This is a genomic window from Vreelandella neptunia, from assembly GCF_034479615.1.
Taxonomy (GTDB): Bacteria; Pseudomonadota; Gammaproteobacteria; order Pseudomonadales; family Halomonadaceae; genus Vreelandella; species Vreelandella neptunia.
This window is the reverse complement of the sequence record NZ_CP140255.1, coordinates 3,411,792-3,424,843: the sequence shown is the minus strand read 5'-3', so window position 1 is coordinate 3,424,843 and position 13,052 is coordinate 3,411,792. Positions and strand designations below refer to the sequence as shown.

The 13,052-nt window shown below is 55.2% G+C and carries 8 protein-coding genes; 4 read left to right on the top strand and 4 right to left on the bottom strand.

The annotated features are described in order from the left end of the window. The first annotated feature begins 32 nt into the window (after positions 1 to 32). Positions 33 to 1,982 carry an acetate--CoA ligase gene (gene acs, locus SR894_RS15965; RefSeq protein WP_133732144.1) on the top strand — a complete coding sequence of 650 codons (1,950 nt, stop codon included), beginning with the start codon at positions 33 to 35 and terminating at the stop codon, positions 1,980 to 1,982. A gap of 248 nt (positions 1,983 to 2,230) precedes the next feature. Beyond that, positions 2,231 to 2,893: a response regulator gene (locus SR894_RS15960; RefSeq protein ID WP_007113812.1), complete on the top strand. Its 663-nt coding sequence runs from the start codon at positions 2,231 to 2,233 to the stop codon at positions 2,891 to 2,893. Positions 2,894 to 2,931: 38 nt separating this feature from the next. Here SR894_RS15960 and SR894_RS15955 read toward each other — a convergent pair whose 3' ends face one another. The 4 genes from SR894_RS15955 to SR894_RS15940 form a co-directional block, all read right to left on the bottom strand. Continuing rightward, positions 2,932 to 6,873, bottom strand: coding sequence for a hybrid sensor histidine kinase/response regulator (locus SR894_RS15955; RefSeq protein WP_223288081.1), 3,942 nt, complete (start codon positions 6,871 to 6,873; stop codon positions 2,932 to 2,934). A gap of 106 nt (positions 6,874 to 6,979) precedes the next feature. After that, complete coding sequence (locus tag SR894_RS15950; protein WP_133732146.1) at positions 6,980 to 7,489, bottom strand: hypothetical protein; 510 nt, start codon at positions 7,487 to 7,489, stop codon at positions 6,980 to 6,982. 134 nt (positions 7,490 to 7,623) lie between these two features. Then, positions 7,624 to 9,405 (bottom strand): sodium:solute symporter family protein, encoded by a 1,782-nt coding sequence (locus SR894_RS15945; protein WP_223288080.1) that lies wholly within the window; start codon positions 9,403 to 9,405, stop codon positions 7,624 to 7,626. A 6-nt stretch (positions 9,406 to 9,411) separates the two neighbouring features. Continuing rightward, positions 9,412 to 9,672, bottom strand: a complete 261-nt coding sequence (locus SR894_RS15940) for a DUF4212 domain-containing protein (protein ID WP_133732148.1) — start codon at positions 9,670 to 9,672, stop codon at positions 9,412 to 9,414. 708 nt (positions 9,673 to 10,380) lie between these two features. Here SR894_RS15940 and SR894_RS15935 point away from each other — a divergent pair. Then, the gene (locus tag SR894_RS15935; RefSeq protein WP_223288135.1) at positions 10,381 to 12,237 is read left to right on the top strand and encodes a DUF294 nucleotidyltransferase-like domain-containing protein; all 1,857 of its coding nucleotides are present in this window, start codon (positions 10,381 to 10,383) and stop codon (positions 12,235 to 12,237) included. A 5-nt stretch (positions 12,238 to 12,242) separates the two neighbouring features. Next, entirely contained in the window at positions 12,243 to 12,896 is a 654-nt protein-coding gene (locus SR894_RS15930) for a 3'-5' exonuclease family protein (RefSeq protein WP_223288134.1), read from the top strand. Positions 12,897 to 13,052: the final 156 nt, after the last annotated feature.

Genomic DNA, 13,052 nt, shown 5'->3' with positions numbered 1-13,052 from the left:
GAGAGTGCATTTTCACGGACAGAGGCAATTTTATGAGCGATCAACAGAACGTCTATCCGGTGCGCGACGATTTCGCCGCCAATGCCTGGGCCGATAAAGCCAAATATGAGGCCATGTATCAGCAGTCGATAGACGACCCTGAGGGCTTCTGGGCTGAACAAGCCAAGCGGCTCGACTGGATTAAAGCGCCCAGCAAAATTAAAAATACCTCCTTTGCGCGTGACAATGTCGATATTCGCTGGTTTGAGGATGGCCTGCTTAACGTCAGCGCCAACTGCCTCGATCGCCACCTGGATAAACGCGGTGATCAGACGGCGATCATTTGGGAAGGCGACAATCCCGATGATTCCAAGCACATTACTTATCGTGAACTTTATGCACGCACGAATCAGCTGGCCAACGCGCTGAAAGAGCTGGGTATCGGTAAAGGCGATACCGTCACGCTATATATGCCGATGATTCCCGAAGCGGCCATGGCGATGCTTGCCTGTTCGCGCATCGGGGCCGTTCACTCGGTTGTCTTTGGTGGCTTCTCGCCAGACGCCGTTGCTCAGCGGGTCATTGGCGCTGACTCCAAGCTGGTGATTACCGCCGATGAGTCGGTGCGCGGTGGTAAGCACGTGCCGCTGAAAGAGAACGTGGACGCCGCGCTGACCCGTGACGGCACTGATGTGTGCAAAAACGTCCTGGTAGTGAAGCGCACCGGCGGTGAGATCGATTGGAAAGAGGGCCGCGATGTCTGGTTTGACGAGCTGGTCGACAAGCAGTCCAGCGAGTGTGAGCCGGAAGCTATGGGCGCCGAAGACCCGCTGTTTATTCTCTACACCTCGGGTTCTACCGGTGCGCCGAAAGGCTTGAAGCACACTACTGGTGGCTACCTGACCTACGCCGCCATGACCCACCAGTACGTGTTTGACTATCAAGAGGGAGAAATCTACTGGTGCACCGCGGATGTTGGCTGGGTCACCGGGCACAGCTATATCGTTTATGGCCCCTTGGCCAACGGTGCGACGACCCTGATGTTTGAGGGCGTGCCCAGCTATCCTACCCATGGCCGGATGGGGGATATCGTTGATAAGCACAACGTTAATATTCTTTACACTGCGCCCACCGCGGTGCGTGCTTTGATGGCCCATGGCGACAATGTCATGGATTCGAGCAAGCGCGATACTCTGCGCCTGTTGGGCTCCGTGGGTGAGCCAATTAACCCGGAGGCCTGGGAGTGGTTCTACCGCGTTATCGGCAACGAAAAATGCCCGATAGTGGATACCTGGTGGCAAACCGAAACCGGCGGCATCATGATTGCGCCGCTGCCGGGCGCTACCCCGCTTAAGCCTGGCTCTGCGACCGTACCGTTTTTCGGTGTGAAGCCCGCGCTGGTCGATAACGAAGGCAATAAACTGGAAGGTGCCACTGAAGGCAACTTGGTCATCCTTGACGCCTGGCCGGGTCAGGCGCGCTCTATTTGGGGTGACCACGAGCGCTATGTTCAGACCTACTTCTCGACCTACGACGGTATGTACTTCACCGGTGACGGCTGTCGCCGCGATGAGGATGGCTACTACTGGATCACCGGGCGTGTGGACGACGTGCTGAACGTTTCGGGCCACCGTATGGGCACCGCTGAGATTGAGTCCTCTCTGGTCGCCCACAGCGCCGTTGCGGAAGCAGCCGTTGTTGGCTTCCCGCACGATATTAAGGGACAAGGCATCTATATCTATGTCACCCTGAATGACGGTATTGAGGCGACAGACGAACTCAAAAAAGAGCTGACCCAGTGGGTGCGCAAGGATATTGGCCCGATTGCTTCGCCGGATGTTATCCAGTGGGCGCCAGGTTTGCCTAAAACTCGCTCGGGTAAAATCATGCGCCGCATTTTGCGCAAGATTGCCGCCAATGAGTGCGATGGCTTGGGTGATACCAGTACGCTGGCCGACCCGTCGGTGGTCGATGAGCTGATTGAGCATCGCGCCAACCAATAATGGCGACAACACTGTAGGCTATCTAGCCCAATAAAGCTTGTTTGCCGACTCAAAACCGTGCCGACCTGAGTAGGTCGGCACGGTTGCGTTTATAGATACGTGTTTCACTTGTGTGAACGATCTATTATAAATTGTGCATGTGATGCTTGGGCATGATGAAGCCCATGGGGTACCATGCTTCACAACCGTAAGAGCCTAGCGTCGCGGCGGCAGACAACCCCGCTGCTCGAGGAACCGGAGGAATATCCATGGCAGTAGCTCATAAGTTTATCGTCGCTGACGATCACCCGCTGTTTCGTGCAGCGCTGACCCAAGCGTTACGCCAGTTGGCCCCCCAGGCGGAAATTGTCGAAGCGGATACCATGGAAGCAACCACTGACGTGGTGAACCGCCACCCAGATGCCGATTTGATTCTGCTCGATCTGCACATGCCGGGAGCCCACGGCTTCTCTGGTTTGATCCAACTGCGCGGCCAGATGCCCGATATCCCCGTTGCGGTCGTGTCTGGCAGTGATGAGCCCTACGTGGTGCGTCGTGCTATTGACTACGGCGCGTCGGGTTTTATCCCCAAATCATCGTCTCTACAACTAATTGCTGAAGCCGTCGGTGAAATTCTGCAAGGCGAAGTGTGGTTGCCTGAAGCGTTGGCCAACGTGCTGGAAGAGACCAGCGAAGAGGAGTCGCGTTTTGCCGAGGCGATTGCATCGCTGACGCCCCAGCAGTTCCGCGTCTTGAATATGCTGACCGAAGGTCTGCTGAATAAACAGATCGCTTATGAACTGAGCGTCTCAGAAGCCACGATCAAGGCCCACGTGACCGCGATTCTACGCAAGCTGGGCGTGCACTCACGTACCCAGGCAGTTATCGCGGCTCAGAAACTTGAAGTCGAGCCGCCGAAAGTCGTTTCCTAAGCAATTAGCAAGTACTGCCGGCGTTAACCGCGGCGCGCTTAACGCGCCGCGCGATTGGCCTGCAGTGTGCGCGTCAACAGTGCCCGCAGCGCCGCCGGTTTAACGGGCTTCAATAGCAGTTGATAGCCCGCCCGCTTGATCTCCTCAGCCACCGCTTCGGTGCGGTCAGCGGTAATCACAATCCCCGGCACTGCCCCCTCAACACGCTCGCTGAGTGCCTCTAGCGCCATTAAGCCGGTGACTTCGTTATCCAGGTGGTAGTCCGCCAGAATAGCGTCAGGGTCGCCATCCATATTACGTAAGATGGATTTGGCCCCGCCGATGCTAGTGGCGGTAAATACCTCGCAGCCCCAGCCGCTAAGCATGGCGGTCATGCCTTCCAGAATTAGTGTCTCGTTATCGATACAAACAATCCGCGTACCGCTCAGCTTATGGCTGCCGCGCCGGGTCTGTGGCTCAAGCTCGGTGTTGCTTGACTCGTGGGCGGTGACAATCGGTACGCTGACTGAGAAAACCGCGCCTTTGCCTACCGTTGAACGTACCTTGATAGGGTGATCCAGCACGCGGCTCATGCGGTCGGCAATGGAGAGCCCAAGACCGAGGCCTTTTTCGCTCTCTTTGTGGCGGGAGACCTGATCCAAGCGACGGAATTCCTGAAAAATCTCGCTCAATTTAGACTCGGGAATGCCGGGGCCGCTGTCCCACACTTCAATAGAGAGCCAGCCGTTTTGGCGACGGCAGCCCAACAGCACGCGCCCCTCTTGAGTGTAGCGAATCGCATTGGACAAGAAGTTTTGCACAATACGGCGCAGCATTTGAGGATCTGAGTCGACCCAAAGCTGGGTAGGCACGACTTCTAAGTCCAGTCCGCGATCGTCTGCCATCACCTCAAATTCAGCGCGTAACGGTCGGAAGATATCCGCTAGGGCAAAGTGACTGCGTCGGGGCGTTAGGGCGCCTGCGTCCAGCTTGGAGATATCCAGCAGGGTGCTTAGCAGTTCCTCGGCGGCCTGCAGCGAGTTATCGATATGGCCAACGATGCGCTGAGTATCGGTGGTGGTCACGTTCTGCATCAGCGCAGAAGTAAATAGCCGCGCCGCGTTCAGGGGTTGCAGCAAGTCGTGGCTGGCCGCGGCCAAAAAGCGCGTCTTTGAGGCGTTGGCATCTTCCGCGAGCTGCTTGGCCTGGCGCAGCGCAAGCTCCGCCTCGGCGCGTACCCGGTTCTCCTGGCGCAATGCCGCGTTGGCTTCAGAGAGCGCCTGGGTGCGTTCGCGGACGCGCTCTTCAAGAGTTTCGTTGGTCTCTTTAAGGGCAATTTCAGCCTGACGGCGTTCGGTAATATCCTGGTAGAGCGCAAAGAAGCCCAGGATTGCCTGGCTGTCGCCAAAGTGCGGCGTGTAAGTGACCAGCATATAGCGCATGGCGTTGTTCACCCGCAGCGAGACTTCAAAGCTGACCCGTTCGCCGTTCAAGGAGCGCGCGACCCATGGCGCGCGCTCCTCCGCCTGCTTAACTGGCAGCACGTCTTCAAAGCGCCGACCAATGACCGCATTGCGGTCAATATTGAACGCCTGCTCGTAGGCACGGTTGGTAAATAGGTAACGGCACTCTTTGTCGAAGTAGGCAATCAACGCGGGCACGTTGTCGGTATAGATACGGATATTGTTTTCCGAGCGAATTAGCGCCTCTTCGATGCGCTTCTGCTGGGTAATATCCTGGTAGGTATACACAAAGCCGCCGCCGGGCATTGGGTTGCCCTGCACTTCCAGCACGCTGCCGTCCTGGCGGTAGCGCACGTAGCGGTGGGGCTGGCCTTCGCGAATATTGTCGAGCAGTAGCTGGACATGCTCTTCCGGGTCGCCCGGGCCATACTCGCCGTTGTGGGCGTTGTAGCGGAATATACGGTCAATGGGTGCGCCAACGCGAATCAGGTGGTCAGGGAAGCGGAAAAGCTCCAGATAGCGCTGGTTCCACACCACCAGGCGCAGGTTCTGGTCGACCACGCTGATACCCTGATTAATATTTTCAATGGTGGCCTGGAGCAGCGCCCGGTTGAACTCCAATACCTGGGAGGCTTCATCGACTATCGAAATCACATCCGAGATGCCGATACCGCGCCCCTGAAGCGCCGAGTTAACCACGATGCGTGCCGATGAAGCGCCCAGCACCGAGGCCAGAAAGCGCTCGGTAAACTGGATAATATCAATCGAGGCTCGGGTGCCGTCATCCAGCGGTTTACCCACTCGGCGGGCGTAGTCTTCAAAGGCGCGATCCACCTGACCCGCGCCTAAAAAGCGCTCGCAGAGGACTTTTAAATCGCCCACGGTGGTCGCCCCAGTCCAGGGGCGGTTAACCGAGGTTTGACGCGTTTCCACGCTATCCACGAACAGCGAGGCCTGAATACGCTCGACCACACGCTGAGAGGTAATTTGGGAAACAAAAATGTAGCAGAACAGGTTAACCCCGAGGGATAGCATCACGCCGTGGGTAAAGCTGTCACCCAAGTTGAGGCCGAATAGCGCCGTGGGCGATAGCCAATTGAGCCCCAATGGGCCACCGTCAAGCCAAGCGGTAGGCAGCACGCCTGCATTGATCATCGCGGGCATTAGCAGGCTATAGGCCCAGATGGCGAAGCCCGCATTCATCCCGACGATGACTCCAAGCCGGTTACCGCGCTTCCAGTAGAGCCCGCCAATCAAGGCTGGCGCAAACTGGGCAGCGGCAGCAAACGAGAGCATGCCAATCGAGGCCAGCGAGGTAAATTCAGCAATCAGCTGATAGAAGCCGTAGGCCATGGCCAGTACGGCGACAATGGTTAAACGCCGCGCACGCAGCACCAAGCGACCATAATCCCGCGCCTTGGTATCAAACCAGCGCAGTCGGAATAGCGCTGGGATAACGATTTCGTTGGAGATCATGATCGACACGGCCACGGCGGCAACAATCACCATGCCCGTTGCCGCCGAGAAACCGCCGATAAAGGTGAGTAGCGTTAACCACTGGTGGCCCGAGGCCATGGATAGTGCCAGTACGTAGGTGTCGGGCTCTACGCCGCTTTCGGAAAACAGCAGCAGGCCAGCGGCGGCCAAGGGCACCACGAAAAAGGCAATGGCCAGCAGGTAGAGAGGGAACAGCCAGCGTGCTTTCGTGGCATCGTCAGGGTGAATGTTCTCCACCACAGCCACATGGAACTGGCGCGGTAGACACAGAATTGCCAACATAGCGAGCAGCGTTTGTGCCCAGAAACTTTGACCAAAATCCTGGTTGGCAAGCTGGCGCTGGAGCTCGAGCTGACTTTCGGCGTGCCCCATCAGCTCGCCCAGGCCATCAAACATGCCCCAGGTAACAAAGGCGCCAAGCACCACGAAGGCGAGCAGTTTGACCAGCGATTCAAACGCTACTGCGTGGATTAAGCCTTCGTGGTGTTCGGTGGCATCGGTGTGGCGGGTACCAAATAGAATCGCGAAAATCGCCATCACAATGGCCACATAGAAGGCCGTATCGCCAAATAGCGGCGTATGGGTCACATCTGTGGCATCGGTAAGAACGCTAAAAGTCGTGGAAACTGCTTTTAGCTGTAGGGCAATGTAGGGCAGGGTGCCTACCAGGGCGACCAGGCTGGCAAAGGCGGCCAGCGACTGGGTTTTACCGTAACGGGAGGCAATGAAATCGGCAATCGAGGTGACGTTTTGATGCTTGGCAACCCGGATCATCTTGGCCAGCACCGGCCAGAATAGCAAAAATGTTAAAATTGGACCGACGAAGATGCTCGCAAACGACCATCCCGCTGTGGCGGCTTGACCAACCGCGCCGTAAAACGTCCACGAGGTACAGTAAATAGCCAGCGCCAGGCTATATATGATCGGACGCCGACGGGTGGCGCCATGGGTACGCGCGCGGCGGTCACCGTACCATGCGATGCCGAATAGAACGGCAATGTAGAGTAACGAAACCGCTACCAGTAGCCCGCCGTGAAACATGCCTTTCTCCCCGCCAGAGTGTTTAACGTGCGTCAGTCAAAAGGCTTCATTCTAGGCGAAACAGCGGGTCGTGTACGACCGTTTGTACCACGAGCTGTTTATTTGTCTATGTGCATACGTTGCTGAGCAGCGGTGATGTTTCGCGCAGCGTACGTATCTCTTCAAGAATAGGGTCACGGCTGTCTTGATCCAGAGGTACCAACTCACGACTCTCACAGTTGAGTATATAGGGCTGGGTGATCAAAATGTCAGTGTGATGGCGCTCAAACTGATAAAGGATGAACTCCGCTAAACGGGCACCATCCTGCTGGGTAATACGGATGTTCTCGCTGTCCACCACGGTGAACTTGGTGGTCATGGGAATGGCAAAGGTCCAGGGGCGCCATACCGCCGTGGTGCTTTCGGTTGAAATAACCGTGGCGGTCTCGGGCAGTTGCGCCTGCTTGTGGTCAAACCAGCTGTACTCCACCTGAACTTGATAGCCCAGCATACCCAGCCCGCCAAACACCGGCACTATCCACTTGGGCAAACGTTTGCCGCTCAAATTACGCAGTATCAGGCCAATCCCCGCGGCCGCAAGGCCTGCGAAAACGGCGGCGATCAAATGCCAAATCATAAATCATCCTTTCAAAAAGCCGGCTATAAAAGCTATCTATAAAAGCCATCGGGCCTCCCTAAGGAAGCCCGATGGTGAGGTCGATTCCAAAGCGTTACCGCCGTAGGCGACAACGCGTCAGGAAGGAGTATGACTTAGTGATCTATCGCCATGCCAGCACCTTTCGGATAGCGAACGCTTTCCACCAGATCCTGAATTTCCTGCGGCGGTGCAGCTGTCACTCTGGAAACCGCGAAGGCAACGGCGAAGTTGATCATCGCACCTACGGCACCGAATGAGAGCGGCGAGATACCGAAGATCCAGTTATCCGGCGTGTTGGCCAGCATATTGGTCTCTGGTACGAAGAACCAGCCCAGATAGGTGAAGATGTAAAGCAGAGTACAAATCAAGCCCGCCAGCATACCGGCAACCGCACCTGAACTGTTCATCCGCTTAGAGAATATACCCATCATAAGCGCCGGGAACAGCGATGCACCGGCGATACCAAAGGCCAACGCCACCGTTTGCGCCGCAAACCCAGGCGGATTAAGCCCTAAGTAAGTGGCCAGCAATATCGCGCCGCCCATGGAGATTCGCGCCGCCAACATCTCGCCTTTTTCGGTGATCTTGGGATTGATCATGGTTTTGATCAAGTCGTGACTGATCGCCGACGAGATCGCCAGTAGCAAGCCTGCTGCGGTAGACAGTGCCGCCGCGATACCACCTGCTGCGATCAAACCAATAACCCAGCCAGGCAAGTTGGCAATTTCCGGGTTGGCGAGTACCAGAATGTCGTTATTAACGGTTAGTTCGTTGCCTTCCCAGCCACGATCCGAGTAGTCAGCAGAATCATTATATAGCTGAATACGGCCATCGTTGTTGAGATCGTTGAAGCTGATCAGGCCGGTTTCTTCCCATGTGCGAACCCAATCTGGACGCTCTTCGTACAGGATAGGGTTTAGCGCCGCCTCTTCATAGTTTTCAGTCTGACCAGCCATCTCTGGGTACACGGTTGTCGCCAAGTTAAGGCGCGCCATCGAACCTACCGCTGGAGCGGTGAGGTAGAGCAGTGCAATGAATACCAGTGCCCAGCCTGCAGACCAGCGCGCATCGGCGACTTTCGGGACGGTGAAGAAGCGAATGATAACGTGGGGTAGACCGGCAGTACCGACCATCAGCGACAGGGTGAACAACACCATATTGAGCTTGTTGTCCACGTCAGCAGTGTAGTCCCGGAAGCCAAGTGCATTGACCACATCATTTAACTTGGCCAGTAAAGGCATGCCGGATTCTGTGTGGGTACTGAACATACCGAACATCGGAATCGGGTTGCCAGTTAGTTGGAAGGCAATAAACACCGCAGGAATGGTGTAAGCGATGATTAGAACGATGTACTGGGCCACCTGGGTGTAGGTGATGCCTTTCATGCCGCCAAATACGGCGTAGAGGAAAACGATCAGCGCTGCTAACCAGATACCCCAAGTGTTGCTGACTTCAAGGAAGCGCGAGAAAGCCACGCCCGCACCGGTCATTTGACCGATAACGTAGGTAACCGAGGCCACAATCAAGCACACGATCGCAACGAGGCGAGCGGTGTTGCTGTAGAAACGGTCACCGATGAAGTCAGGCACGGTGAACTTACCAAACTTACGCAGGTAAGGTGCTAACAACATCGCGAGGATAACGTAGCCACCGGTCCAGCCCATGAGGAAGGTGGAGTTGGCGTAGCCACCCGAGGCCAGCAGACCCGCCATGGAAATAAACGATGCCGCTGACATCCAGTCAGCTGCGGTGGCCATGCCGTTGGTGATGGGGTGAACCCCGCCCCCGGCAACATAGAAGTCTTTCGTTGAGCCGGCGCGCGCCCAAATAGCAATGCCTATATACAAGGCAAAGGAGGCGCCGACGAACAGTAAGTTAATTGCAAACTGGCTCATACCGGCTTACTCCCCAAGGCCAAATTTTTGATCGAGCTTATTCATCTTCCAGGCGTAGAAGAAGATCAGCGCGATAAATGTCAAGATAGAGCCCTGTTGTGCAAACCAGAAGCCAAGATCAGTGCCGCCAACCGGAATGCCGGCGAGCAGTGGGCGAAAAAGGATAGCGCATCCGTAAGACACAAATGCCCAAACAGCCAGGCATCCGAAAATTAAGCGGACGTTTGCTTTCCAGTATTCAGCAGCATTGGTTTTGTCGTCTGCCATTGTGTTGCTCTCCACTTGTGATTTTTAAGGTTGGGAAAGTTCACGAGGAATAGCGTGTGACCCATCAGGGCAATCGCACGTCTAAAGCCACTCAAACATTAGGAGTGGTGAGTCAGCTTCTCTTGGCACGTCACCTTATTATTCGATATGAAATTTCGAGTTAGTTAGCGACGTGCGATTACCCTGCATGACTCATTGTTAATACTGGGCAATAAACGTCAAAAAATAAATCCCAGACTTTGGTATCAATAAACAGCTAAGTGGCTTTGTTCAACCTGCATGTCGTTGAAAATATGAGTTTTTAAAGGCTGTTTAAGCGAAGTTTGCAGGTGTTTGCAAGGCTATGGGACGATAGTCTAGTAAGCAAATAAAAGCAGTTATTGGCTACTTTAAATACATGCACAGCGTTTAATAGGGAGTGACGGTTAGTATGAGTCGATACTTTGGTCGCGTATCAAAAGTCGCTTCGACTTTAGCGTGATAGCTAAAGGTATAACAAGGTTCTACTTGCTACTTGGGAAGTGAATCCTTTATACCCGTACAGCCACCTTCATATAATAATCGACAACAGTTTTTGAAGCGCTGGTGTGGGCCAATTTATGTGGGCCAGTATCGAGTCACGACGTTTATTTATTTTTGCTTATGTCTGCTAGCTCGCCATAAGGCAAGATCCGGTTAGTCGCAGCCCGTTTAATGAGGTTATACCCCATGGTCGATGTGGATCTATCCCAGTTGCCGTTTACGCTTCTTGATGATGAGGGGCGTGACCACATTCGCCGTGGTATTGACCTTGCCTATTTTGACCGTGACGAAATCATTTTAGAGACCGGGCAAGCGGGTGAGTTTGTTTTTCTGATTCATAAAGGCGAAGTGGCGGAAATTGATCCGACGCTACCCTCATCTACATCACGCATTGGCCACTACACGGCGGGGGATCTGTTTGGGGCGATCAGCATACTCAATGGTAAAAGCCGCTACCGCTTTAAGGCTGAGCAGGAGTGTCTTTGTTACCTGCTACCCAAAGCGCTGTTTCAACAGTTGTGTCGCCAATACCCTGATTTCAGCAATTTTTTTCGCCAGTCGCTGACCCATAAAGCGCGCCTGTTGACCGAAAAGCGCGCCGAAGGTGGTGTCACCATGGCGGGGTTTATGTTGGCAAAGGTGAGCGAGTGTATGCGCGAGCCGCTGCTGATGGCGGCGGCGACCGATATTGCCAGCGCTGTAAAACAGCTCAAAGAAAGCCACGCCGACAGCCTGTTGGTAGAGACCCAGGACATCCTTGGCATGGTGACAAAAACCGATCTGCTCAACGCGTTAGTGTTGAAAGGTAGCGCGGTAACATCAGCGGTGGATGAGATCGCCCATTTTAATTTAGTGACCGTGGCGCCGGATCAGTACTTATTTGAAGTATTGGTGCTAATGACCCGCCATAAAGTCTCGCGGGTGGTAGTGATGGAGCAGAACGCCTTGAAAGGCGTTGTAGAACTCACTGACGTGCTTAGCTACTTCTCAAGCCGAAGCTATGTGGTGAGCCTGCAGGTCGAGCAGGCGGCCAATTTGGAGGCGCTTTCGGCGGCCAGCCAGCGCACGCCGGAGCTCGTCAAAGCGCTGATGGCTCAGGGCGTTAAGCTTCGCTTTGCAATGGATCTGCTCGCTGCACTGAATGGCCGTATTATAAGTAAAGCCTGGGAGTTCACCATTGATGAGCGCTACCACGAGCAGAGCTGCATGATGGTGATGGGCAGCGAAGGGCGCGGTGAGCAGATTCTAAAAACGGATCAGGATAACGGCTTGATACTTGCCGATGACACCCAGTGGCCTGATCTTGCCAGCCACATGCAGACGCTCACCGATACCCTGATTCAGCTTGGTTACCCGCCGTGCCCCGGCAATATTATGGTGTCTAATTCCGAGTGGGTGGCTACGGTATCCCAGTGGAAAGGCAATATTGCCAAGTGGGCCAGGGAGCGTGATGGCGATAGTCTGATGAAGCTGGCCATTATGCTCGATGCCCATGCCGTAGCGGGCAACCCCAGCCTGCTTGAAAGCGTCCGTGATGAGTTATTTGAACGCTGTTCGGGCGATGAGCTGCTGCTTTCCTATTTTGCTCGTACGGCGCTACGTTTCTCGACGCCTCTGACGCTGTTCGGCTCCCTAAAAAAGCCTCAGCACGGTATCGATATTAAGAAAGGCGGTATTTTCCCTATCGTTCACGGCGTGCGCACCATGGCGCTTGAGCGGCGCATCAAAGCCACCTCGACGTTTGATCGTTTGGATGCACTGGCTGCTGATGGTCGGTTGGATCGCCGTTTTGCCGATGACCTGGGCGAAGCGTTGGCACTGTTTTCCGAGCTACGTCTTAAACAGCAGCTAACCGCGTTGGAGACGCCTGTCGGTGCTCAAGCCAGTGCCCAGGACGCTAGCTCCCAAAACAGCAGTCGCGCTAACCGTGTTGTAGTGCAAAACCTCTCTTCCCTGGAGCGCGATCTTTTGCGTGAAGCGATGCATATTGTCAAAGACTTTAAGCAGCGGCTTTCCCATCGTTACCATTTGGAGTATTCGTGAGCGGAATGCGGCTGTTAGATCGACATGTGGCGCTATTTAGCGGCTCTCTGCGTACCCTGCTACGTCGCGAAAGCGACCGGCGACGCTGTGCAGAATCCCCCTACGCCTGGCTGTTTCAGCCCTATATGGGGGAGGAGCTGGTGGCGCTTGCCTGCACCGTCACTCCCACGGCCTGCGTACCGATCATTAGCTTGGCAGCAGTGGTACTGAGCCAGCAGCAGGTGCATACCAGTCGTGCCTTTGTAATCACCTTGGGCAGCACGAAGCAGCCCGAAAGTGCAACGCTGCGCCGTCATCACTTGCTATGCGAGGCGGGGGCGGTGCTGCCGCCAAGCAGTGATAACTTGGGCGCGTTAGTGGAATTTATCGGCAATCGTCCCATCGTTGGCTGGCAGTTGGAGAAGCGCATCGGGGCGTTAAATGCACTTCTCACTAAGCGGCTGAATTTTGCTCTGCCCAACGCCCAGGTCGATGTGGCAAAACTGCATCAGCGCCAGCTACGGCGTTTGCACCCGGAGGTCGAGGCGCCCAGCAGCTTCGCCCAGGCGTTGGCGTGTTGGCAAGTGCCCGCCATAGACGTGCAGAGTGTGCTTGGAGAGGCCACCGCCAGCGCACTGCTGTATATGCGCCTGCAGCGTATTATGGCGGAGGTGGCATAGTAGTCTCCTTCATCGTGGCGAGGGCAGCTTTCCGCGAGGGCGCTGTGAACCCCTCCCTGGGCGCTACTTTTGTCATCCATGACAAAAGACCCTCGCTCCAAGCTACCCTCGCACCGAGATATGGTACAGCGTTCAAAATAGTCATTTTCAATTGCG